This is a genomic window from Curtobacterium sp. 1310, assembly GCF_017834105.1.
In the GTDB taxonomy this organism is placed as follows: domain Bacteria; phylum Actinomycetota; class Actinomycetes; order Actinomycetales; family Microbacteriaceae; genus Curtobacterium.
In genome coordinates this window covers 274,297-297,623 of sequence record NZ_JAFICY010000001.1, presented here as the reverse complement: position 1 = coordinate 297,623, position 23,327 = coordinate 274,297, and the positions used below count along the sequence as shown (strand labels likewise).

19 protein-coding genes and 1 tRNA gene are annotated in these 23,327 nt (G+C 72.4%); 3 read left to right on the top strand and 17 right to left on the bottom strand.

The window, feature by feature from the left end; translation table 11 throughout:
• Positions 1 to 49: 49 nt before the first annotated feature.
• A complete protein-coding gene (locus JOD95_RS01355; protein ID WP_066658268.1) occupies positions 50 to 475 on the top strand; it encodes a PaaI family thioesterase in 426 nt (141 codons plus the stop codon).
• 4 nt (positions 476 to 479) lie between these two features.
• Here the strand turns inward: JOD95_RS01355 and JOD95_RS01350 are convergent, their stop codons facing one another.
• The 6 genes from JOD95_RS01350 to JOD95_RS01325 all read right to left on the bottom strand — a co-directional run bounded on the left by JOD95_RS01350 (position 480) and on the right by JOD95_RS01325 (position 5,019).
• Positions 480 to 950: a GNAT family N-acetyltransferase gene (locus tag JOD95_RS01350; protein WP_209682480.1), complete on the bottom strand. Its 471-nt coding sequence runs from the start codon at positions 948 to 950 to the stop codon at positions 480 to 482.
• A gap of 334 nt (positions 951 to 1,284) precedes the next feature.
• The gene (locus JOD95_RS01345; RefSeq protein ID WP_022903868.1) at positions 1,285 to 1,890 is read right to left on the bottom strand and encodes an ANTAR domain-containing response regulator; all 606 of its coding nucleotides are present in this window, start codon (positions 1,888 to 1,890) and stop codon (positions 1,285 to 1,287) included.
• Between the two features lie 177 nt (positions 1,891 to 2,067).
• Positions 2,068 to 2,148 (bottom strand) — tRNA-Leu (locus JOD95_RS01340).
• 41 nt (positions 2,149 to 2,189) lie between these two features.
• Positions 2,190 to 2,747 (bottom strand): MOSC domain-containing protein, encoded by a 558-nt coding sequence (locus JOD95_RS01335; protein WP_209682477.1) that lies wholly within the window; start codon positions 2,745 to 2,747, stop codon positions 2,190 to 2,192.
• A complete protein-coding gene (locus JOD95_RS01330; RefSeq protein WP_209682474.1) occupies positions 2,744 to 4,339 on the bottom strand; it encodes a HAMP domain-containing sensor histidine kinase in 1,596 nt (531 codons plus the stop codon). Before JOD95_RS01330 ends, JOD95_RS01335 begins: the two co-directional genes overlap by 4 nt.
• Complete coding sequence (locus JOD95_RS01325; protein WP_235426333.1) at positions 4,336 to 5,019, bottom strand: response regulator transcription factor; 684 nt, start codon at positions 5,017 to 5,019, stop codon at positions 4,336 to 4,338. The genes JOD95_RS01330 and JOD95_RS01325 overlap by 4 nt, the downstream gene beginning before the upstream one ends.
• A gap of 149 nt (positions 5,020 to 5,168) precedes the next feature.
• Between JOD95_RS01325 and JOD95_RS01320 the strand changes: the two genes are divergently transcribed.
• Entirely contained in the window at positions 5,169 to 5,693 is a 525-nt protein-coding gene (locus JOD95_RS01320; protein ID WP_066654482.1) for a hypothetical protein, read from the top strand.
• Positions 5,694 to 5,777: 84 nt separating this feature from the next.
• Here the strand turns inward: JOD95_RS01320 and JOD95_RS01315 are convergent, their stop codons facing one another.
• Genes JOD95_RS01315 through JOD95_RS01305 form a run of 3 tightly spaced genes read right to left on the bottom strand, consistent with a single transcriptional unit; the run spans position 5,778 to position 8,995 of the window.
• A complete protein-coding gene (locus tag JOD95_RS01315; protein WP_066654484.1) occupies positions 5,778 to 6,986 on the bottom strand; it encodes a GAF domain-containing protein in 1,209 nt (402 codons plus the stop codon).
• A gap of 54 nt (positions 6,987 to 7,040) precedes the next feature.
• Positions 7,041 to 7,454, bottom strand: coding sequence for a DUF779 domain-containing protein (locus JOD95_RS01310; RefSeq protein ID WP_066654485.1), 414 nt, complete (start codon positions 7,452 to 7,454; stop codon positions 7,041 to 7,043).
• A complete protein-coding gene (locus tag JOD95_RS01305; RefSeq protein WP_066654488.1) occupies positions 7,454 to 8,995 on the bottom strand; it encodes an aldehyde dehydrogenase family protein in 1,542 nt (513 codons plus the stop codon). The genes JOD95_RS01310 and JOD95_RS01305 overlap by 1 nt, the downstream gene beginning before the upstream one ends.
• Positions 8,996 to 9,218: 223 nt before the next feature.
• Here JOD95_RS01305 and JOD95_RS01300 point away from each other — a divergent pair, with 223 nt between their 5' ends.
• A complete protein-coding gene (locus JOD95_RS01300; RefSeq protein WP_209682471.1) occupies positions 9,219 to 9,791 on the top strand; it encodes an HdeD family acid-resistance protein in 573 nt (190 codons plus the stop codon).
• 88 nt (positions 9,792 to 9,879) lie between these two features.
• Here the strand turns inward: JOD95_RS01300 and JOD95_RS01295 are convergent, their stop codons facing one another.
• The 8 genes from JOD95_RS01295 to trpC all read right to left on the bottom strand — a co-directional run bounded on the left by JOD95_RS01295 (position 9,880) and on the right by trpC (position 23,318).
• Positions 9,880 to 10,956, bottom strand: a complete 1,077-nt coding sequence (locus tag JOD95_RS01295; RefSeq protein ID WP_066654492.1) for a VIT1/CCC1 transporter family protein — start codon at positions 10,954 to 10,956, stop codon at positions 9,880 to 9,882.
• Between the two features lie 325 nt (positions 10,957 to 11,281).
• A complete protein-coding gene (gene pyk / locus JOD95_RS01290; RefSeq protein ID WP_066654495.1) occupies positions 11,282 to 12,727 on the bottom strand; it encodes a pyruvate kinase in 1,446 nt (481 codons plus the stop codon).
• A gap of 139 nt (positions 12,728 to 12,866) precedes the next feature.
• Positions 12,867 to 14,324 (bottom strand): glutamate synthase subunit beta, encoded by a 1,458-nt coding sequence (locus JOD95_RS01285; protein ID WP_066654496.1) that lies wholly within the window; start codon positions 14,322 to 14,324, stop codon positions 12,867 to 12,869.
• A gap of 95 nt (positions 14,325 to 14,419) precedes the next feature.
• Positions 14,420 to 18,895, bottom strand: a complete 4,476-nt coding sequence (gene gltB, locus JOD95_RS01280; RefSeq protein WP_245171223.1) for a glutamate synthase large subunit — start codon at positions 18,893 to 18,895, stop codon at positions 14,420 to 14,422.
• Between the two features lie 347 nt (positions 18,896 to 19,242).
• Complete coding sequence (lgt, locus tag JOD95_RS01275; protein WP_209682468.1) at positions 19,243 to 20,238, bottom strand: prolipoprotein diacylglyceryl transferase; 996 nt, start codon at positions 20,236 to 20,238, stop codon at positions 19,243 to 19,245.
• 202 nt (positions 20,239 to 20,440) lie between these two features.
• Complete coding sequence (trpA, locus tag JOD95_RS01270; protein ID WP_209682465.1) at positions 20,441 to 21,244, bottom strand: tryptophan synthase subunit alpha; 804 nt, start codon at positions 21,242 to 21,244, stop codon at positions 20,441 to 20,443.
• Entirely contained in the window at positions 21,241 to 22,455 is a 1,215-nt protein-coding gene (trpB, locus tag JOD95_RS01265; RefSeq protein ID WP_066654498.1) for a tryptophan synthase subunit beta, read from the bottom strand. The genes trpA and trpB overlap by 4 nt, the downstream gene beginning before the upstream one ends.
• 62 nt (positions 22,456 to 22,517) lie before the next feature.
• Positions 22,518 to 23,318, bottom strand: coding sequence for an indole-3-glycerol phosphate synthase TrpC (gene trpC, locus JOD95_RS01260; RefSeq protein WP_066658277.1), 801 nt, complete (start codon positions 23,316 to 23,318; stop codon positions 22,518 to 22,520).
• Positions 23,319 to 23,327 lie beyond the last annotated feature (9 nt).

Below are 23,327 nucleotides of genomic sequence, written 5' to 3'. Positions count from 1 at the left end.
AGCCTACCGACGCCATCCGACACGGGAGTCCGCGAGCGTGACCGACGACGTGACCCACGAACCGACCGCCTCCGGAGCCGTCGACGAGCGACTCTCCGACCGCGGCACGGGCGAGCTCGCCACGAAGATGGGCATGGAGATCACCGAGCTGAGCGCGGAGCGTGCCGTCGGGTCGATCCCGGTCGAGGGCAACCGCCAGCCGGTCGGGCTGCTGCACGGCGGAGCGTACGTCGTGCTCGCCGAGAGCCTCGGGTCGATGGCTGCGAACGTGCACGCCGGGCCCGGCCGCTACGCGGTCGGCATCGAGCTCAGTGCGTCGCACTCCCGCAGTGCGACGAGCGGCCGGGTCACGGGGACCTGCACGGCGATCCACCTCGGCGGCACGCTCACCACCCACGAGATCGTGCTCACCGACGACGAGGGCCGGCGCTGCTCCACCGTGCGGATCACGAACATGATCCGCGAGCGGCGCTAGCGGTTCAGTCCTCGGGCGGTCGCTGCAGCAGCAGGCGGGCATCGCCGAACCCGAGCCGACGGTAGAGCGTCTCGCCGGCGAGGCTCGAGTGCACCACCACGCGCTCCGCGCCGGCCTCGTCCGCCACGTCGAGCAGCGCCGCGACGAGGTCCTTCGCCACGCCCGCTCCGCGGAGGTCCGGGTGCACGTAGACGCTCTGCAGTTCGGCAGCGACTCGGCCCCGAGGGCGGTGCGGCACCGGCGGACGGGCGTTCAGTGCGAGCCACGCCATCCCCAGCACGACCCCGTCGCGCTCCGCGACCACGCACCGGTGCGAGTCGGCGTGCTCGGCGGCGAATGCGGTCATCGCCTCGCGGTACTCGTCCGGGGTCGCCGTCGGCCCGCGCCCGTCCTCGTCCACGCTCCAGCGCCAGCGCAGGTCGGCCACCGTCGGCATGTCCTCCGGCCGGGAGGCACGGATCACCACGTCGTCCATGCCCCCACCCTGCCACGTGGCGCGGTTGCGGCGGGGCCGACCCGTGCCTCCCGTCCGGCGCTCTGCCGCGGCCCTGCCGCTGCACGCGGTCTCCGACACGGAACGGGCCCTGCCGCTGCACGCGGTCTCCGACACGGAACGCGTCGTTCGACAGGTGCGGTGTCGCACGATGCGCGCGCACCCGGTGCAGGCGCATCCTCCGACGTTGCACGTGACGATCGACCGGCGCGATGTCAGCCCGTACCCGTGCACCGACGTCCGCGGGATCCGGAACGCGGAGAGCGCCGCCGGACGGTGTCCGGCGGCGCTCTCCGCGTGAGCGAGCGGGTGCTCGTTACTTCTTGGCGCTGAGCTGCTCGATGATCGCCTTCGCGACGTCGTGCATCGTCAGACGACGGTCCATCGATGCCTTCTGGATCCAGCGGAACGCCTCGGGCTCGGTGAGGCCCATCTTCTCGTTGAGCAGGCCCTTGGCGCGGTCGACGAGCTTGCGGGTCTCGAACCGCTCGACGAGGTCGGCGACCTCGGCCTCGAGCGTGATGATCTGCTGGTGACGCGAGAGGGCGATCTCGATCGCGGGGAGCAGGTCGTTCGGGGTGAAGGGCTTCACGACGTAGGCCAGGGCACCGGCTTCGGTCGCGCGCTCGACGAGGTCCTTCTGGCTGAACGCCGTGAGGAGGACCACCGGAGCGATGTGGTTCTTGGAGAGCTTCTCGGCAGCGGAGATGCCGTCGAGCTGGGGCATCTTGACGTCCATGACGACGAGGTCCGGGCGCAGGTCGGTCGCGAGCTGGACGGCGGTCTCACCGTCGCCGGCTTCCCCGACCACGTCGAACCCGTTGTCGCGGAGGATCTCGACGATGTCGAGACGGATGAGCGACTCGTCCTCGGCGACGACGACGCGACGCGGTGCTGCGGGGGTTGCTTCTGTGTCACTCACGACCGAGAGCCTACTAGACGGAGCGCGTGGCTTCCGTCAGCTGTGGATGCGCGGTTCGACGAACTTCTGTACGAGTGGCGGGACGCTCGGTGCGCCCAGCCCCGCACGCCGTGAGCGACCTTGTACGAGTGGCGGGACGCTCGGTGCGCCCAGCCCCGCACGCCGTGAGCGACCTTGTACGAGTGGCGGGACTCGAACCCGCACGCCGTGAGGCAGAGCATTTTGAGTGCCCCGTGTCTACCGTTCCACCACACTCGCGAGGGCTCCAGGCTAGCAGGGCCCGGCCCCGCCCCCGGTCCTCACACCGGGGCGAGCGGTTGCAGCGCTCCCTCGGGCAGCTCGACCCGGACGGCGTCGCCCGCGCGGACGATGCCCCCCGCCACGACGACGCCCATCACGCCGCCCTTGCGCTCCACGGTGCCGTCCTCCGCTCGGCCGAGGACCGCGCGCAGCAGCCCCGGGTCGAAGTCGTTGATCTGCTGGCACGGGTTCCGGAGCCCGGTCACGCGCACACAGGCCGCGTCACCGAGGTGGAGCAGGGCCCCGGTCGGCAGTCCGAGCAGGTCGACGCCGCGGGTCGTGACGTTCTCCCCCATGTCCCCCGGCACGACGGTGTGCCCGGAGGCGGCGACCTCGTCGAACACCTCGGCGTGGAGCAGGTGGACCTGCCGCAGGTTCGGCTGTGACGGGTCCCTGGCGACGCGGGAGCGGTGCTGCACGGTCGTCCCGGCGTGCGCGTCGCCGTCGACGCCCCACCCCGCGACGAGGGTGATCTCCTCGACGACGGGCTTGCTGAAGCGGTGTCCGGCGTCGCGGCTCACCGCGACGATCCGTCCGTTCTCCTGATGAGCGCTCACGTCCCCATCGTGGCAGACACCGGGGCCGGAGCGACACCCCGGTCCGCGCCCGACCCGGGGTCGACGGCGCGGGTCGCGCGGGGCAGGCGGAGCACGAACCGCGCGCCGCCGAGCGTCCCGTCGTCGTCGTGGACGAGCGTGCCTCCGTGGGCGACCGCGATGCCGCGGGCGATCGGCAGGCCGAGTCCGGCACCACCCGACCGGACGTCCCGCGACTCCCCCAGTCGGACGAGCCGGTCGAACACGCGCTCCCGGTCGTCGACGGGGATGCCGGGCCCGTCGTCCTCGACCACGAGCGTCGCCTCGTCGGCGTCCGTGCCGAGGGTCAGCCGCACCGTCCCCGTCCCGCCCGTGGCCCGCGCCGCGTTGTCGACGAGGTTGCCGAGCACCTGCGCGAGTCGGTCGGCGTCGACCTCGACCGGGACGGGCTCGGTCGGGAGTCCGGGGTGCATGGTGATCCCCGGCAGCCGGAGCTCGAGCCGGTCGACCTCGGCGCGCAGCCACGGGACGAGGTCGGTCGGCCGCCGGTCGAGCGCGATCCCCCGGTCGAGTCGCGCCATCGTGAGCATGTCGTCGACGAGGCGCGCCGCGCGGTCGGCCTGGCGGACGACGTGCACCGCGAGCACCTCGGTCGTCGCCGGGTCGTCGCCACCGCTCCGGACCAGCGTGTCCGCCGCTGCGCGGACGCCGGCGACGGGCGTGCGGAGCTCGTGTGCGGCGTCCGACAGGAAGCCCCGGACCCGTTCCTCAGCGGCCACGGCCTGCGCTTCGGCGCCCTCGACGGCGTCGAGCATCTCGTCGAACGCGGCGGCGACGCGGCCGATCTCGGTGTCCGTCCTGGCAGGGCGCAACCGCCGACCACGGTCACCGTCGGCGATCGATCGGGCCGTCGCGGTGACCTCGTCGAGCGGACGCAGCGCGCGCCGCACGACCAGGACCACTCCGACGACGGCGACACCCAGGAACACCGCGGACGCACCGCCCATCACCCAGCCGAGCTGCGTCAGGGTCTCCTGCACGTCGCGGGTGCCGGCGGTCAGCGTGATGCGTGTGCCGTCGTCGAGGACGGACCGGAGTGTGAGCACGCCGTCGTCCTCACTGGCACGCGACGACACCACCGTCACACCGGAGGACGCCGATGCACCGGACGACGCCGACGCACCCGACGACGCCGTCGCACCGGACGACGCCGGTGCACCGGCGTCGGCAGCCCCGGTCGAGCCGCTGGAGGACGACCGGTCGCGAGGCGCCGGACCCGGGAGCTGCCCGGGGTCGGGCGGTCCGGAGCGCAGCTGGTCGGGTGTCGGCCCGGCCTCGACCGCGGCGCCGTCGGGCTGCACGATCCGCACCGAGAGGCCCTGCGCCGACAAGCGGTCGGCGAGGTCGTCCGCGTCGAGCACCCCCACGAGTGCGGCAGCGGCGGCAGCCCGGTCCCGCAGTCGGTCCTCGACCTGTGCACGCAGTCGCGCGCCGAGCACCGCCTCGACCGCGACGACGAGCCCGGCCAGCAGCACCGCGAGCAGCACGAGCACCGCGACCACGGTCCGCAGTCGCAGCGAGGACGTGCGCAGCCGTCGGTCGACCGCGGTCACGCCGCGCCCCGGTCGACGGAGAGCCGGTACCCGAGCCCGCGGACCGTGTGCACGAGCCGGGGACCGTGCACCTCCATCTTGCGGCGGAGTGCGCTGAGGTGGACCTCGACCAGGTTCGGCGCGATGTCCTCGTAGCCCCACACCTGCGTCGTGATCTGCCCCTTGGAGACGGTCCGGCCACGGCTCTCGGCGAGGAACCGCAGCAGCCGGAACTCGGTGGCCGTCAGGTCGAGCAGGACGCCGGCGCGTCGCACGGTCGCGCCCTCCGGGTCGAGCACGAGGTCGCCGACCTCGATCACCGACGGGACCCGACCGCGGCGGCGGAGCACGGCCGTGACGCGTGCCACGAGCTCGGCCATCGCGAACGGCTTCACCACGTAGTCGTCGGCCCCCTCGGCGAAGCCGCGCAGCCGGTCGTCGAGCTCGTCGCGGGCGGTCATCATCACGACGGCGGCGTCCGACCGCGTCCGGATCCGTGCCGCGAGCAGGATGCCGCTCGGTCCGGGCAGCATCCAGTCCAGCAGGACGAGGTCGGGAGCGGCGCGGTCGAGGTCCTCGGCGATCGCCCGGCCGTCGGTGGCCTCGGTCACGACGAACCCCTCGGCGCGCAGGGTCGCGGCCACGGCGGTGCGGAGGGAGTCGTCGTCCTCGACCACCAGGACACGTGCGGGTGCGTTCACGGCGGACACGGTAGGTGGGCACTGCCCGCAAGCAGCATGGAGGACGCTGGACGAAGCCTGTGCTTCAGTCCTGCTTCAGGTTCGAGCTCGACCGTCGTCCTCGTCGCCGGACCGCCCCGGTCCGCCGACACCGACACGGAAGGCACACCATGCAGGACGAACGACACGACCAGCCCGTCACCGCGCCCGACCGCCGTCGGCGCACCCTGCGTCGCGTGGGGATCGGTTCCGCGGCCGCCGCGGCGCTGCTCCTCGGCGGGCTCGGCGTCACCGCTGCCGTCGCGGACGGCTCCGGCGCACCGAGTGCCACGAGCGCACCGACGGGAGCGCCGAGCGGCGCACCGAGTGGTGCACCCTCCGGTGCTCCCACTCCGGGCACGAAGGGTGCCCCCGGTCCCGGCGCGAAGGGCGCGGAGGGCGCCGCTCCGGCTCCGGGCTGCGTGGCAGCTCCGCCCGCGGCCGGCGACGCCCCGAAGCCGAAGGACGGCGCCGTCCCCGCCCCGCCGGAGGGCGCGGACGCCCCGAAGCCGCCCACGGGCTCCGACGCGCCGAAGCCGGAGGAGAGCGACGCACCCACGCCGCCGAAGGGCACGGACGCCCCGGAGCCGCCGCAGCCGGACCGGGACGGCGGCACGGACGGCTCCGCCACCCCGGCACCGACCTCCGGGTCCTGAGCGGGACGACCCGGTGCGGGAGGCGCGCGTCGTCGGCCGGACGGTCGACGCGTGGCGTGCCTCCCGGCCGGGCCGGGTCGCCCGTCACGATCCGTCGAGCGCCTCGATCGCAGCCACCAGGGCCGACCGACGCGGCGACCGCGGCGGCAGGACCGCGAGCAGCGCGCGCAGCACCTGCGCGTCGGCGGCGCCGTCCGCCGTCCGCGCCCACGCCTGGAGCGCCTCGACGCCACCGTCGGCGACGAGCGCCTCACGGAACCGCGTCCTGACCCGGTCGCGCAGGTCGTCGACGCCCGGCGAGACGGAACCGGGCAGGACCGGGCCGACGTACCGGTCGACGGCCTGGAGGCGCGCCCCGCGGTCGAGCGCGGACAGGACGGAGTCGACGTCCGTCCGCAGCCCCTGGAGTCGGTACGGTCGCGAGGTCACCGTCGCACCGGGGGCGTGCGCCGCGAGCACGCGACGCAGGCGCACCACCTCGGCACGGAGCGTGGTGACGGCACCGCGGTCGCCGTACACGGCGACCGCCAGGTCCGCCGCCGCGAGGCCGCCGGGCGTCGATGCGAGCACCGCGAGGATCTCCGAGTGCCGTTCCGACAGCCGGACCGTGCGCCCGTCGGAGGTCAGTGTCGCGGTGTCCGAGCCGAGGAGGGCCAGTCCGACGGCCGGACACGGCGCACCGCGGCCGCGTCCACGGGGCACGTCCCCGGTCGGTCCGGGGGTGCGGATGCCCTGCACCGCCCGGAGTGCCAGTTCCGCCTCGGCCACCGCGGCCGTGGCGACGAGGAGCGGCAGGGTGTGGCGTTCGACCGCGCGCGCATCGCCGGTGATGTCGAGCGCCCCGACGACGGCGCCGGTCGGGTCGTGGAGCGGCACCGCCGTGCACGAGAAGGCCTTGACGGCGGTCGCCCAGTGCTCGTCCGCGTGGATCTGCACCGCCCGGTCGAGCCGCAGGGCCGTACCGGGCGCGCTCGTGCCGGCGCGCTCCTCCGCCCAGTCCGCACCCGGCAGGAAGCCCATGTCCTCGGCTGCGCTGCGGGCGGGACGCGCGCCGTCGACCCAGACGAGACGCCCGGCGGCGTCGGTGACGGCGACGACGCACCCCGCGGACCGCACGTCGTCGAGCAGCAGCCGCCGCACCACGGGCAGTGCCGTCCCGAGCGGCCCGTGGCGGCGGAGCGCGTCGAGCTCGTCGGGCCCCAGCGCCAGCGACGGCCGGTCGTCCGGGTCGACCCGGGCACAACGACGCCAGGACGCGGCGACGAGCGGACGCAGCCCCGCGGGTGCGCGCATCGGGCCTCCTCGTGACGAGACGTCCGCCGCGTCGTCGCGGTCGACGGGGCCAGCCTACGTCCGGTGGTCCGCGGGGACCAGACCGAGGTCGTCGAGCTCGTCGTCGGTGAGCATGCGCGACCGCGTGAGGAACCGCTTGCCCTCCGGCACCTCGAGCGAGAAGCCCGCGCCCCGACCGTCGACCACGTCGATCGTCAGGTGCGTGTACTTCCAGTACTCGAACTGCGCGCGTGACATCCAGACCTCGACGGGTCCGGTGCCGTCGACGTCGAGCGCACCGAGGAGCACGTCGGCCGGCCCCGTCCGGAACATCCCGACCGGGTAGCACATCGGGCTCGACCCGTCGCAGCAGCCGCCGGACTGGTGGAACATGAGCGGCCCGTGCCGAGCGGCGAGGGAGCGCAGGAGCTCCCCCGCAGCCGGCGTCACCGCGACGCGCGCCGCGGCCGGGCGGTCCGGGTCGGGCATCAGAAGAAGCCCATCGGACCGTCGGCGTACGACACGAGCAGGTTCTTCGTCTGCTGGTAGTGCTCGAGCATCATCTTGTGGTTCTCGCGGCCGATGCCGGACTGCTTGTACCCGCCGAACGCCGCTCCGGCCGGGTACTGGTGGTAGGTGTTCGACCACACGCGACCGGCCTGGATGTCGCGCCCGGCGCGGTAGAGCGTCGTCGCCTCGCGGCTCCAGACCCCGGCACCCAGTCCGTAGAGGGAGTCGTTGGCGATCCGGATGGCGTCGTCGTAGCCGTCGAAGCTGGTGAGCGCGAGCACGGGGCCGAAGATCTCCTCCTGGAAGATGCGCATGGCGTTGTCGCCCTCGAAGACGGTGGGCTGCACGTAGTAGCCGCCGGACAGGTCACCGCCGAGGTCCGCCCGCTCGCCGCCCGTCAGCAGCTTCGCCCCCTCCTGCTTCCCGATGTCGATGTAGCTCAGGATCTTCTCGAGCTGGTCGTTCGACGCCTGCGCGCCGATCATCGTCGCCGGGTCCAGCGGGTGTCCCTGCTTGACCGCGCGCACCCGGTCGAGCCCGTCCGCGACGAACCCGTCGTAGATCTCGCGCGCCACCAACGCCCGGGACGGGCACGTGCAGACCTCGCCCTGGTTGAGGTTGAAGAACGCGAACCCCTCGAGGGCCTTGTCGTAGAAGGAGTCCCGCTCCTGCGCGACGTCGGCGAAGAACACGTTCGGGCTCTTCCCGCCGAGCTCGAGCGTCACCGGGATCAGGTTCTGCGAGGCGTACTGCATGATGAGCCGGCCGGTGGTGGTCTCCCCCGTGAAGGCGACCTTGCGGATGTCCGGGTGCTGGGCGAGCGGCGCGCCGACCTCGATGCCGAACCCGTTCACGACGTTGAGGACCCCGGCGGGCACGAGGTCGCGGATCAGTTCCACCAGCACGTGGATCGATGCCGGCGTCTGCTCCGCGGGCTTGAGCACGACGCAGTTGCCGGCGGCGAGGGCCGGCGCGAGCTTCCACACCGCCATGAGGATCGGGAAGTTCCACGGGATGATCTGCCCGACGACGCCGAGCGGTTCGTGGAAGTGGTAGGCGACGGTGTCGTGGTCGATCTCCCCCGTCGAGCCCTCCTGCGCGCGGATCGCCCCGGCGAAGTAGCGGAAGTGGTCGACGGCGAGCGGGATGTCCGCGCCGAGGGTCTCGCGGATCGGCTTGCCGTTCTCCCAGGTCTCGGCGACCGCGAGCTCCTCGAGGTGCGCCTCCATCCGGTCGGCGATCCGGTTGAGGATGCCGGCGCGCTCGGCGACGCTCGTGCGCGACCAGGCGGGGAAGGCCCTCCAGGCGGCCTCCACCGCCCGGTCGACGTCGGTCGAGTCCCCCCGGGCGACCTCGGTGAAGACCCTGCCCGTCACCGGCGTGGGGTTCTCGAAGTACCGGCCGCCGGCGGGCGGGACGTACTCGCCGCCGATGAAGTGGTCGTACCGGGAACGGTAGGAGACGAGCGCCCCGTCCTCGCCGGGTGCGGCGTAGGTCGATGGCGATGCTGCGATGGTCATGGTGGACACCTTTCGACGACGCTGTCGGTGGCGCTGGTCCAGCACCTGCGGCGACGGTACGACGCCGGGGGTTGCAAGCGGTTGCGCCGGGTGGCGACCCCGGGCGGCGGCGACCGCCCCGGGCGTCCGTGACCTCCCCAGAGCGCCCGCGGCCTCCCCCGGACACCGGCGACCGCCCCCGGGTACCGTCGGTGTCCTCGCGGACCGAGCGGAAGGGGCACCCGTGGACTCTCGCGCCGTGCGGTCCTTCCGTGCGTTCGTCGTCGCCACGGCCGTCGTCGCGATCGTGCTCGGCATCGTGGCCGTCGTCTGGCCCGCGCCGTCGATCGTGCTCGTCGCCCTCGTCTTCGGCGTCTACCTCGTGGTCGCCGGCACGATGCGCGTGGTCGCCGCGGTCCGCGGGCACGGGACGTCCGCGGTGTGGCGGTGGACGGCGGGTGCCGTCGGCGGGCTCGTCGGGGTGGCGGGACTCGTCGCGCTCCTCGCTCCCGCCGTCCCGCTCCTCGTCTACGCGGTGCTGGCCGGGGTGGGGTTCCTCGTGGAGGGCGTCGCCGCGCTCGTCGGTGCCGTCGTGGGCCACCCCGGTTCCTCGCGATCGCCGACCGTGGTGAGCGGCCTGCTGTCGTGCATCGGCGGCGTGGTCGTGCTCGTCGCGCCGGTGCTCGCGCTGTCGGTCTTCACGGTGTTCTCCGGCATCGCGCTGATCGGCGTCGGCGCGGCCGCGCTCCTCCTGCTGCCGCCGCGCGCTGCGGTCCGCCGTGAGGCGGTCGGCACCGGTCGCACCGACCGGCGATGAGGGTCGCCAGCCCCGACGACCGGTGACCGCCGACCGGGTGCCGACTCCGCGCTGCCGGTCCCGAACAGCAGGCCTGGCCGGGTGACGGCTACGCGCTGCCCGTCCCGAACAGCAGGCCGAGGCCGTACGTCACGACGGCGGCGCCGAAGCCGATCGCGAGCTGGCGCAGCGCCCGCCGCAGCGGCGACGCGCCGCTGAGCACGCCGACGACCGCGCCGGTGCCGAGGAGCGCGATGCCGACCAGCACGGCCGCGAGCACGATCGCCGGCCAGCCCTCGAGCCCGAACAGGTACGGCAGCACGGGGATGATCGCGCCCGAGGCGAAGAAGCAGAAGCTCGACACCGCCGCACTCGTGCCGCTCCCCACCGCCTCGTGGTCGTCGGTCGCGGCGGCTGCCGAGACCGTTCGACCGCCGAGGACCTCGGCCGCGTGCTCCTGTGCCGCGGCCTCGTCCATGCCACGAGCCCGGTAGACCAGCGCGAGCTCGTTCGCGTCGACGTCGAGGTCGGCGACCGCTCGCCCGGCCTCGGGGTGCGGTGCGGAGGCGTCGAGCAGCTCGCGCTGGGACCGCACCGAGACGTACTCCCCCGCCCCCATGGACAGCGCGCCGGCGAGCAGCCCGGCGATGCCGCTGAGCAGCACGAAGTGCCGGTCGGCGCCCGAGGCACTGATGCCGATGATCAGCGCGAGGTTCGAGACGAGTCCGTCGTTGGCGCCGAACACCGCTGCGCGGAAGGTGCCGGACAACCGCATGCGCCCGCGGTTCGCGAGGCCGCGGACGACCTCGCCGTGGATCCGCTCGTCGGCCGCCATGCGCGCGGTCGCGTCGTCGTCGTCGGCGTAGGGCGAACGATCCTCGGCGCGCTGCATGAGCGCCAGGACGAACACGGAACCGAACCGCTTCGCGAGCGCGGCGAGGACCCGGGTGCGGAGGCTGCCGCGGAGCGGCCGCCCGACGTCGTCACCGAGCAGGTCGAGCCAGTGCTGCTCGTGACGGCCCTCGGCGTCGGCGAGTGCGGCCAGGATCTCGCGTTCCTCACCGGTCCTGCGGGTCGACAGGTTCCGGTAGACCGCGGCCTCCGCCCGCTCGTCCGCCAGGTAGCGGCGCCAGCGGCGGACGTCCGCTGCGGTGGGTGCGGTGGGGCGGTCGTCCTGGAGGCTCACAGCACCGATCCTGCCCGCTCGGCCCGACACGTGGTCGCGCCGCACCGCGGGTGGCCGGTCCCTGCGTGTCGAGACCACCGAGGACCGGGCGAGACGCCGCCGTCCCCACGAGACGCCGCCGTCCCGACGAGACGCCGCCAGATCCGGCGGCGTGTCGCTCGCTCCGGCCCGTCTCGCGGCGACGCCGGCGTGTCGGCACGCCGGTGACTCGACGCGACGCACGGGCGGACACGCGACAGGGCGCGGACCGGAGGCCGTGCGCGGTGTTGCGCCGTGCCTCCCGTCCGCGCCCTGTCGGCGTGGTGACCGGGTGCGGTGACCGGTGTCAGTCCCGCACGTAGGCGGGAGCCGCCTCGGCGTGCGCGTCGCCGACGCGGTGCACGCGCAGGTCGTTCGTCGAACCCTCGAGTCCGGGGGGCGAACCGGCCGTCACGATGACCCGGTCGCCGGGGGCGGCGAGGCCGTTCGCGAGCAGCACGTCGTCGACCTGCGAGAACAGCTCGTCGGTGTGCGTCTTGCGCTCCACGAGGAACGAGCGGACGCCCCAGGTGAGCGCCATGCGGCGACGCGTGGCCTCGTTCGGGGTGAAGGCGATGATCGGCAGGCCGTGGCGCAGTCGGGACATGCGGCGGGCCGAGTCGCCGGACTCGGTGAAGACGCAGAGGTACGACGCCTCGGTGAACTCGGCGATCTCGACCGCGGCGAGCGTGATCGCGCCACCGAGCGTGCGCGGCTTCGTGCCGAGCGGCGCGATGCGCTCGAGGCCGTGGTCCTCGGTCGACTCGACGATGCGGGCCATGGTGCGGACCGTCTGCACCGGGTACTCGCCGACGCTGGTCTCGCCCGAGAGCATGACGGCGTCCGCGCCGTCGAGGACGGCGTTCGCGACGTCGGAGGTCTCGGCGCGGGTCGGGATCGGCGACGAGATCATCGACTCGAGCATCTGCGTCGCGACGATGACCGGCTTCGCCATGCGGCGGGACAGCTCGACGGCGCGCTTCTGCACGATCGGGACGGCCTCGAGCGGGAGCTCCACGCCGAGGTCACCACGGGCGACCATGATGCTGTCGAAGGCGTCGATGATCTCCTCGAGGGCGTCGACGGCCTGCGGCTTCTCGACCTTGGCGATGATCGGGAGGCGCTTGCCCTCCTCGTCCATGATCTCGTGGGCGCGGACGACGTCCGAGGCGTTGCGGACGAACGACAGCGCGATGAGGTCGGCGCCCTGACGGATCGCCCAGCGGAGATCCGCCTCGTCCTTCTCGCTCAGCGCGGGGACGTTGACGGCGACGCCGGGCAGGTTGATGCCCTTGTTGTTCGAGACCGTACCGGCGACGACGACCTCGGTGCGGACACGAACGCCGTCGGTGTCGAGCACGCGCAGGCGCACACGGCCGTCGTCGATGAGCAGCGGGTCACCGGGCTTGACGTCCTGCGGCAGGCCCTTGAACGTCGTGCCGCAGATCTCCTTCGAGCCGGGGACGTCCTCGGTCGTGATCGTGAAGACGTCACCGACCGCGAGCTCGTGCGGACCGTCGGCGAACTTCGCCAGACGGATCTTCGGACCCTGCAGGTCGACGAGGATCGCGACCGGCTTGCCGAGGTCCTCCGCGGCGCGACGGACGTTCTCGTAGTTGGCCTCGTGGACGCTGTAGTCACCGTGGCTGAGGTTGAGGCGGGCGACGTCGACGCCCGCTTCGATGATCTCCTTGACGGTCTCGTAGTCCGACGTAGCCGGACCGAGCGTCGAAACGATCTTTGCGCGTCTCAATGGATTCCTTCGTGTGGTGGGTGGTGCCGGTTTCCGCGCTGTGGGGCCGCGCGGAACGAGAGCAGGCCACCAGCACCCTATCGAGTGCCGGTGGCCTGCTGCTCATCGGTGGACCGGTGTTCCGGGGGCGTTCACGGCGTCAGACCGTGAGCGCGCGGTCGGTGGCCTTGACGGGCGCCGGCAGGATCGTCGAGCCCTCGAGGTACTCGTCGACCTTGGACGCAGCCGCGCGTCCCTCGGCGATGGCCCAGACGATGAGCGACTGGCCACGGCCGGCGTCGCCCGCCACGAACACGCCCGGCTCGTTCGTCGAGTAGTCGGCCTGGCGGGCGACCGCGCCCGACACCGTGGCGGGGAGCCCGAGCTGCGGCTCGATCGTGTCGGTCTCCGGACCGGTGAAGCCCATCGCGATGAGCACCAGGTCGGCGGGGATCTCGCGCTCGGTGCCCGCCTTCGGCACGCGCCGGCCGTCGAGGTACTCGGTCTCCGCGACCCGGAGCGCGCGGACCTCGCCGGCGGCGTTGCCGAGGAACTCGACGGTCGACGCCAGGAAGTGCCGCTCGCCGCCCTCCTCGTGGGCGCTCGTGACCTCGAACACCGTCGGGAACATCGGCCACGGCTGCTCGGACGGACGTTCGAGCGGCGGCTGCTTGCCGATCGCCAGGTTCGTCACGCTCAGGGCGCCCTGACGGTGGGCCGTGCCGATGCAGTCGGCGCCGGTGTCGCCACCGCCGATGACGACGACGTGCTTGCCCTCGGCGGTGAGCTGGTTGTCGACGGTGGTCCCCGCGTTCGCCTTGTTCTGCTGGACGAGGTAGTCCATCGCGTAGTGGACGCCCTCGAGGTCGCGCCCCGGGATCGGCAGGTCGCGCGGCACCGTGGCGCCCGTCGCGACGACGACCGCGTCGTAGCGGGACTTCAGGTCGTCCCAGGTGATGTCGACGCCGATCTCCACACCGGCGCGGAAGCGGGTGCCCTCGGCCTGCATCTGGGCGAGGCGCGCGTCGATCTGGCGCTTCTCCATCTTGAAGTCCGGGATGCCGTAGCGCAGCAGGCCGCCGATGCGGTCGTCGCGCTCGTACACGGCGACCGTGTGCCCGGCGCGCGTGAGCTGCTGTGCGGCAGCGAGACCGGCGGGGCCGGACCCGACCACCGCGACGGTCTTGCCGGTCAGGCGCTCCGGCGGGTGCGGGGTGACCCAGCCGTTCTTGTACGCCTCGTCGATGATCGAGACCTCGACCTGCTTGATCGTGACCGGCGGCTGGTTGATGCCGAGCACGCAGGACGCCTCGCACGGGGCCGGGCAGAGCTTCCCGGTGAACTCCGGGAAGTTGTTGGTCGCGTGCAGACGCTCGATCGCCTGTCGACCCTCACCGCGCCAGGTCAGGTCGTTCCACTCCGGGATGAGGTTCCCGAGCGGGCAGCCCTGGTGGCAGAAGGGGACGCCGCAGTCCATGCAGCGACCGGCCTGTCGCTTCAGGGCACCGGACTCCTGCTGCTCGTAGACCTCCTTCCAGTCCATGAGGCGCACGGGCACGGGACGGCGGGGCGGGAGCTCGCGCTCCTGCACCTTGAGGAAGCCCTTCGGGTCAGCCATGGTTCGCCTCCTGCTCGGTCTGGGTCTGGACGGGGGTGTGGGTGTGGATGTCCGCGTCGGTCGGGATCGGGGTCCGCACGGCGGCCCGGGTCGTGTCAGCCACCGGTGACCTCCAGGATGCGGTTCCAGACGACGGTGCCGTCGGGGTCGAGGCCCTCGTCGACCGCCTGCTGGCGGGTCGCGAGCACGGCGGCGTAGTCCCGCGGGAGCACCTTGACGAAGTCGCCGAGGTCGCTGGAGTCGAGCAGGTCGCCGGCCACGGTCGACCCGGTCTCGGCGAGGTGCTGCCGGAGCAGGTCGGTGACGATCTCGACGTCGGCGCTGTCCAGTTCCTCGAGCCGCAGCTCACCGGTCGCCAGCGCGTCGGCGTTCACGTGTTCCCGACGGAGGCCGCGCACGTACGCGGTGCCGCCGGACATACCGGCGCCGAGGTTGCGTCCGGTCTCGCCCAGGATCAGTGCGAGCCCGCCGGTCATGTACTCGAGTGCGTGGTCGCCGACGCCCTCGACGACCGCGGTCGCGCCGGAGTTGCGGACGAGGAAGCGCTCGCCCACGATGCCGCGGATGAACATGCTGCCCTGGGTCGCGCCGTAGCCGATGACGTTGCCGGCGATGACGTTCTCCGACGGTTCGAACGCCGACTCGGTGTCCGGACGGACGACGATGGCGCCGCCGGACAGGCCCTTGCCGACGTAGTCGTTGCTGTCCCCGACCAGGCGGAGCGTGATGCCGGCGGGCAGGAACGCACCGAGGGACTGCCCGGCCGAGCCGCGCAGCGTGATGTCGATCGACCCTGCGGGCAGGCCGTGCTCGCCGTGCCGCAGCGTGACCTCGTGGCCGAGCATGGTGCCGACCGCGCGCTCCGTGTTGCGGATCGGCAGGTCGAGCGCGACGGAACCACCGTGCTCCAGCACGTCCGCCGTCTGCTGGACGAGCTGCACGTCGAAGTGCTCGTCGAGCTCGTGGTCCTGCTCACGCAGGTGGCGTCGGGGCTCGTCGCGGCCGAACTCCGGTCCGTGCAGCACCGGCGCGAGGTCGAGACCGGAGGCCTTCCAGTGCTCGACGGCACGGTCGGTGTCGAGCGCGTCGACCTGCCCGATCGCCTCGTCCAGCGTGCGGAAGCCGAGCTCCGCGAGGAGCTCCCGGACCTCCTGCGCGATGAACTCGAAGAAGTTGACGACGAACTCCGGCTTGCCCGTGAAGCGCTTCCGGAGCTCCGGGTTCTGCGTCGCGACGCCGACCGGGCACGTGTCCAGGTGGCAGACGCGCATGAGGATGCAGCCCTCGACGACGAGCGGAGCCGTCGCGAAGCCGTACTCCTCGGCGCCGAGCAGCGCCGCCACGACGACGTCACGGCCGGTCTTCATCTGCCCGTCCACCTGCACGACCACCCGGTCGCGCATGCCGTTCAGCATCAGGGTCTGCTGGGTCTCGGCGAGACCGATCTCCCACGGGGTGCCCGCGTGCTTCAGCGAGTTGAGCGGGGACGCGCCGGTGCCACCGTCGTGGCCCGACACGAGCACGACGTCGGCCAGCGCCTTCGTCACGCCCGCTGCGACCGCGCCGATGCCGGACTGGCTCACGAGCTTCACGTGGACGCGCGCGGCCGGGTTCGCCCGCTTGACGTCGAAGATCAGCTGCTTGAGGTCCTCGATCGAGTAGATGTCGTGGTGCGGCGGCGGCGAGATGAGTCCGACGCCGGCGGTGGCGTGCCGCGTGCGGGCGACCCACGGGTACACCTTCGTCGGCGGCAGCTGCCCGCCCTCGCCCGGCTTCGCGCCCTGCGCCATCTTCAGCTGGATGTCGGTCGCGTGCGTCAGGTACATGCTCGTGACGCCGAACCGACCGGAGGCGACCTGCTTGATCGCACTGCGACGCTCGGGGTCGAGCAGACGCTCGACGTCCTCGCCGCCCTCGCCCGTGTTCGAGCGCGCACCGAGGCGGTTCATCGCGATCGCGAGGGTCTCGTGGGCCTCTTGTGAGATCGACCCGTAGGACATCGCGCCGGTGTTGAACCGCTGCACGATCGACTCGATCGGCTCGACCTCGTCCAACGCGATCGGCTTCCGGACGCCGTGACGGAACCGGAACAGACCGCGGAGCGTCATGAGCTCCTCGGACTGGTCGTCGACCGCCTGCGAGTACTCGCGGAAGATGTCGTACCGACGGGCACGGGTGGCGTGCTGGAGCCGGAACACCGTGTCCGGGTTGAACAGGTGCGGCGGACCCTCACGGCGCCACTGGTACTCGCCGCCGGTCTGCAGCCGCTCGTGCGACAGCACGGCGCCGTCCTGCGGGTACGCCTGGGCGTGCCGCTCGGCGTTCTCCTTGGCGATGACCTCGATCCCGACGCCACCGAGGATGGACGACGTCCCGGTGAAGTACCGGTCGACGAACTCCTGGCTGAGCCCGACCGCCTCGAACGCCTGGGCGCCGGCGTAGCTGGACACCGTCGAGATGCCCATCTTCGACATGATCTTGAGCACGCCCTTGCCGAGCGCCTTGATGACGTTCCGGACGGCCTGCTCCGGGGTGATCCCGGTGATCATCCCCGAGCGCACGAGGTTCTCGCAGGTCTCCATGGCCAGGTACGGGTTGATCGCCGAGGCGCCGTAGCCGATCAGGGTCGCGACGTGGTGGACCTCGCGCACGTCGCCGGCCTCGACGATGAGGCCGACCTTCATACGCTGCTCGGTGCGGATGAGGTGGTGGTGCACCGCAGCGAGCAGCAACAGGCTCGGCACGGGTGCCTGCTCGGCGTTGCCGTCACGGTCGGACAGCACGATGAACTGCTTGCCCGACTCGATCGCCTGGTCGACCTCGTCGCAGACCGCGGCGATGCGCTTCTGCATCGCCTTCTTGCCCGCGTCGACGCGGTACAGGCCCTTGATCGTCACCGTTAGGTGGCGACCGGACTCCGTCTCGAAGTGCTGGATCTTCGCGAGCTCGTCGTTGTCGATCACCGGGAAGTCGAGCACGATCTGCTTCGCGTGCTCGGGCCCGGCGCTCAGCAGGTTGCGCTCCGGCCCGAGGCCCATGCCCATCGAGGTGATGACCTGCTCGCGGATCGAGTCCAGCGGCGGGTTCGTCACCTGCGCGAACTGCTGCGTGAAGTAGTCGAACAGCAGGCGCGGGCGCTCGGAGAGCACGGCGATCGGCGTGTCCGAGCCCATCGCGCCGAGGGGCTCCGCACCCGTCTGCGCCATCGGGCGGAGGAGGATGCGGACCTCTTCCTCCGTGTAGCCGAACGCGCGCTGTCGCCGGGTCACCGACGCCGGGGTGTGGACGATGTGCTCGCGCTCCGGAAGGTCGCTCAGGTTGATGCGCCCCTCGTCGAGCCACTGCGCCCACGGCCCCGCGGTCGCCAGCTCGCGCTTGACCTCGTCGTCCTCGATGATCCGCCCGGCCTCGGTGTCCACGACGAACATCCGACCCGGACGCAGGCGGCCCTTGCGGACGACCTTGCCCGGCGGCACGTCGATGACGCCCGTCTCCGAGCCCATCACGATGAGGCCGTCGTCGGTCACCAGGAATCGCCCGGGACGCAGGCCGTTGCGGTCGAGCGTCGCGCCGACGACCGCGCCGTCGGTGAACGTGATGGCCGCAGGGCCGTCCCACGGCTCCATGAGCATCGAGTGGTACTCGTAGAACGCCCGCAGGTCGGGGTCCATCCCGACCTGGTTCTCCCAGGCCTCCGGCACCATCATCGACACCGCGTGCGGCAGGCTGCGGCCGGTCAGCGTGAGCAGTTCGAGGGTCTCGTCGAACGACGCCGAGTCGCTCGCGCCCGGGCTGACGATCGGCAGCAGCGGTGCGAGGTCGCCGAGCAGCTCGCTCTCGAGCTGCGACTGGCGCGCCCGCATCCAGTTCCGGTTGCCGCGGACGGTGTTGATCTCGCCGTTGTGGGCGAGCGTCCGGAACGGTTGCGCCAGCGGCCACGACGGGAAGGTGTTCGTCGAGTAGCGGGAGTGCACGATCGCGAGCTTCGAGGCGAAGCGCTCGTCGCTGAGGTCCGGGTAGAACGGCTCGAGCTGGAGCGTCGTGACCATGCCCTTGTAGACCATGGTGCGGCTCGACAGCGACATGAAGTAGACCTCGACACCGTGCTCCGCGCGCTTGCGCAGTCGGAAGGCCTGCCGGTCGAGGGCGATGCCGCTCCAGGCGGCGCCGTGCACGTCGTGACGGGTGGAGGCGACGAACAGCTGCTCGAACGCCGGCATCGCGGCGCGCGCGAGCGTCCCGAGGACCTCCGGCCGCACCGGGACCGCACGCCACCCGAGGACCTTCAGGCCCTCCTCGCGGGCCAGGCGCTCGACCGCACCCTTCACCGCGTGGCGCTCGTCCTCGTCGACGGGCAGGTAGGCCGTCCCGACGGCGTACTCCCCCGCGGCGGGCAGGTCGAACGGCACCTCGTCGCGCAGGAACGCGTCCGGCACCTGGCACAGGATGCCCGCGCCGTCACCGGTGCCCGCGTCGGAACCGACGGCACCGCGGTGCTCGAGGTTCCGGAGTGCACCCAGCGCGGCGTCGACGATGTCGTGCCCCGCGGTACCGCGGAGCGTCGCGACCATCGCGAGGCCGCAGGCGTCCTTCTCGTTCGCCGGGTCGTACGCACCGGTCGCCTCGGGCACGGCCGAGAATCGTCGGTGCGCCGGCTGCAGGGAGCGCGTCGAACGGGGGGCAGGGTCTGGCTGGAGCGCCATGGGGAACCGTCCTCACGAGGGAGTGGAACAGGGACGTCGGTGGCCCGGTGGTGCGTTCCGCCCGAGCGGGCGGACCTGGTGCCCGTGCGCGTCGCCGTGGAGGGTGCGCAGACGACGCGCGAGGTGGCGGGGCCGCTCGTGGCGACCCGACCGTTCGGATGGTGCCCCGCGGCCGGCGGGTGCCGTCCGAGGAGCCGGTGCTGCCGGTCGCGGAGTTACCGCGCGCGGCCTGCTGCTGGGACCGGATCGGCATCGTCGGCGACCGCCGGAGCGTCGTCGTCGTGTTCCGACCAGGTGTCGTCCGAGTCTACATCGGAGGACCGACGCGGCTCGCGACCCGGCAGGTACGGGCTGGGCTCGTTGCCGGTGTGCCGACGGTTCTGCACGAGGAAGATCACGATGCCGAGCAGGATCGCGGCGAAGGACATCCAGACGTTCGTGCGGATCCCGGCGAAGGTCTCGCTCGTGTCGACGCGGATGGACTCGAGGACCGAGCGACCGGTGCCGTACCAGATCAGGTAGAGCGCCATGACCTTGCCCCACTGCAGCCGGAACCGCTTGTCGAGCAGCAGGATCACGACGACGCCCACGACGTTCCAGATGATCTCGTAGAGGAAGGTCGGGTGGAACAGGGTGCCCTCGGGCAGCCCCTTCGGGAACGCCGCGTTCGACGACTCGATCTCGAGCCCCCACGGCAGGCTCGTCGGCATGCCGAAGAGCTCGTGGTTGAAGTAGTTGCCGAGGCGACCGAACGCCTGGGCGAGCAGGACGCCGGGAGCGATCGCGTCGATCAGGGTCGAGAAGCGCAGGCCCACCTGACGGCACCCGATGTACGCACCGACCGACCCGAGGATGAGCGCGCCGAAGATGGCCAGCCCGCCCTCCCAGATGTAGAGGAACGAGAGCGGGTCACGCCCCGGCCCGAAGTAGTCGCTGACGTGGCTGAACACGTGGAACAACCGACCGCCGATGATGCCGGCGGGCACCGCCCAGATCGCGATGTCGATGATGATCCAGCGCTCGACCCCGCGGGCGTTGAGCCGCCGGTTCGCGAGCACGACGGCCGCGACGATGCCCAGCAGGATGCAGATCGCGTACGCGTGGATGCGGAAGTCGAGCGGCAGCGACCACCCGAAGACGTCGCGCAGCCAGGCGGTCAGGTCGAAGTACTGCCACGCGGTGCTCGGGCTCGGGATGCTCAGGAGGGGCATGGAGGTGCTGTCGCCTTTCGGTGCTGGACGGCCGCGGTGCCGCTGGAGGGTCGGCCCCGCTCACTGTAGCGCGGGAACCGCGCCGACCAGGAACGGGGTGGTTCGACCTGTGGGAACTGGGAGCACGGTGCACGGGAGGCGCGGGGCCGGTGCGCCGGTCGACCCACTGACACCGCGCCTCCCGTCCGGACCGGTGCTCGCCTCAGCTGCGCGCGGCGCCGCTGGTCAGGTCGGCCGCGCGGTCCGCGACCCCCTGCACGCCGAGGTCGGCGAGGGCGCGCACGAAGGCGGACCCGACGATCGCCCCGTCGGCGTACTCGAGGACCTCGCGCACCTGGTCTGCCGTCGAGATGCCGAGGCCGACGCACGTGCGCTCCACACCGGCGTCGCGCAGTCGCGACACGACGGTGCGGGCGGCGGTGTCGACGCCGACGCGGGCGCCGGTGACGCCCATCGTCGACACGGCGTAGACGAAGCCGCGGCTGGAGCGGACCGCCTGCTCCATGCGGGTGTCCGTCGAGGACGGCGCCGCGAGGAAGACCCGGTCGAGCCCGGTGCGCTCGGAGGCGTCGATCCAGGCGCGACCCTCGTCCGGGATGAGGTCCGGGGTGATGAGCCCGGACGCCCCGGCCGCGACGAGGTCGTCGGCGAACCGGTCGACCCCGTACCGGAGCACCGGGTTCCAGTAGGTCATGACGAGCACGGGCACGTCGACACGGCTCGTGATCTGGTCGACGGCGTCGAAGACCTGCGCGACACGGAAGCCGTTCGCCAGGCTCTCCTCCGCGGCGCGCTGGATCACCGGACCGTCCATCACCGGGTCGGAGTACGGCAGGCCGAGCTCGATGACGTCGACGCCGTTCTCGGCGAGGGCGACCGCCGCGTCCACGCTCGTCTGCAGGTCGGGGAAGCCGGCGGGCAGGTACCCGACGACGGCTCCGGCGCGCTCGGCGTTGGCGGTGTCGATCGTCGTCGCGACCGAGGTGGAGCGACCGGGGTTCGTCACAGCTGCACCGCGTTCTCGTCGAGGATGCCGAAGTAGCGACTGGCGGACGCGACGTCCTTGTCACCACGTCCGGACAGGGACACCAGCACGACGCCGTCGGGGCCGAGCTCCTTGCCCAGCTTGATCGCCCCTGCGAGCGCGTGCGCCGACTCGATGGCCGGCAGGATGCCCTCGGTCCGGCCGAGCAGGCGGAAGGCCTCCATCGCCTCGGCGTCGGTGATCGGCGAGTACTGCGCGCGGCCGATCGAGGCCAGGTAGGCGTGCTCGGGACCGACGCTCGGGTAGTCGAGGCCCGCCGAGATGCTGTGGCTCTCGATGGTCTGGCCGTCCTCGTCCTGCATGAGGTACGACATCGTGCCCTGGAGGACACCGGTGCGCCCGAGCGAGATGCTCGCGGCGTGCCGCCCCGTCTCGATGCCGTCGCCGCCGGCCTCGAAGCCGTGCAACCGGACCGACTCGTCGTCGAGGAAGGCCTCGAAGATGCCCATCGCGTTCGAGCCGCCGCCGACGCACGCGGCGACGGCGTCCGGCAGGCGACCGATGCGGTCGAGGACCTGCTGTCGGGCCTCTTCGCCGATCACCTTGTGGAACTCGCGGACCATCTCCGGGAACGGGTGCGGCCCCGCGACGGTGCCGAGCAGGTAGTGCGTCGAGTCGACGTTCGCCACCCAGTCGCGCAGCGCGTCGTTGATGGCGTCCTTCAGCGTGCGCGAACCCGTCTCGACCGGGATCACCTCGGCACCGAGCAGCCGCATCCGCGCCACGTTCAGTGCCTGGCGCTCGGTGTCGACGGCGCCCATGTACACGACGCAGTCCATACCGAAGAGCGCAGCGGCGGTGGCCGTCGCGACGCCGTGCTGCCCGGCTCCCGTCTCGGCGATGAGCCGGGTCTTGCCGAGCCGCTTCGCGACGAGGGCCTGACCGAGCACGTTGTTGATCTTGTGCGAACCGGTGTGGTTGAGGTCCTCGCGCTTGAGGATGATCCGGGCACCACCGGCGTGCTTCGCGAACCGCGGCGCCTCGGTGATGATCGACGGGCGGCCGGTGTACTCGCGCTGGAGCGTGTCGAGCTCCTCGCGGAACGCCGGGTCCGCCCAGGCCGCGCGGAAGGCGGTCTCGAGCTCGTCGAGCGCGAGCACGAGCGACTCGGGGACGAAGCGTCCGCCGAAGTCGCCGAAGTACGGGCCCTGCAGGTCACGGAGTGAGGTCACGGTGGGTCTCCCGGGGTGTTCGGACGCCCCGGTGTGCGGGGCGACCGGTGGGACGGTGTCGGTCAGGCGCGCGGGCGGCCGGAGCCGTCCGCGGCGGCGATGAACGACGCGAGGGTGGTGGCGGGGTCCGCGCCCGTGACGAGCGCCTCCCCCACCAGGACGACGTCGGCACCCGCTGCGCGGTAGTGGGCGACGTCGGCGGGCGCGGCGACGGCCGACTCGGCGACGCGCACGACCCCGTCGGGGATGCGGTCGGCGAGGGAGCCGAAGAGGTCGCGGTCCAGCGAGAAGTCGGTGAGGTCGCGGGCGTTGACGCCGAGGATCCGCGCGCCGGCGTCGAGGCCACGGGAGACCTCGTCACCGGAGTGGGCCTCGACGAGCACGCGCATGCCGAGCTGCTCGGCGAGCTCGTGCAGCTCCACGAGCTGTCGCTGCTGGAGCGCCGCCACGATGAGCAGCACCAGGTCGGCACCGGCGGCGCGGGCCTCGAGCACCTGGTACGGGTCGGCGATGAAGTCCTTGCGCAGCACCGGCAGCGACACGCGCGCCTTCACCGCCTCGAGGTCGGCGAGGCTGCCGAGGAACTTCCGCCCCTCGGTGAGCACGCTGATCGTCGACGCTCCGCCACGCTCGTAGTCGGCGGCGAGGGCGGCCGGGTCCTCGATGGGCGCCATGGAGCCGCGCGACGGGCTCGCACGCTTGACCTCGGCGAGGATCTTCACGCGGTCGCCGGGCGACAGGAAGTCGAGGGCGTCGAGCGGCGACGCCACCCGGTCCAGGTCGCGCTCGACGTCCGAGAGCGGACGGTCGACACGACGGGCGGCGGCGTCCTCGAGCGCGCCCGCGACGAGGGTCTCGAGCACGTTCGGCAC

Coding starts and splice junctions, on each gene's coding strand:
- JOD95_RS01350 (WP_209682480.1), bottom strand. CDS start 950: ATGGACGACGTGGTGATCCGTGCCTCCCGGCCGGAGGACATGCCGACG.
- JOD95_RS01320 (WP_066654482.1), top strand. CDS start 5,169: ATGCAGGACGAACGACACGACCAGCCCGTCACCGCGCCCGACCGCCGT.
- JOD95_RS01315 (WP_066654484.1), bottom strand. CDS start 6,986: ATGCGCGCACCCGCGGGGCTGCGTCCGCTCGTCGCCGCGTCCTGGCGT.
- JOD95_RS01310 (WP_066654485.1), bottom strand. CDS start 7,454: ATGCCCGACCCGGACCGCCCGGCCGCGGCGCGCGTCGCGGTGACGCCG.
- JOD95_RS01305 (WP_066654488.1), bottom strand. CDS start 8,995: ATGACCATCGCAGCATCGCCATCGACCTACGCCGCACCCGGCGAGGAC.
- JOD95_RS01285 (WP_066654496.1), bottom strand. CDS start 14,324: ATGGCTGACCCGAAGGGCTTCCTCAAGGTGCAGGAGCGCGAGCTCCCG.
- gltB (WP_245171223.1), bottom strand. CDS start 18,895: ATGGTCGCGACGCTCCGCGGTACCGCGGGGCACGACATCGTCGACGCC.
- lgt (WP_209682468.1), bottom strand. CDS start 20,238: ATGCCCCTCCTGAGCATCCCGAGCCCGAGCACCGCGTGGCAGTACTTC.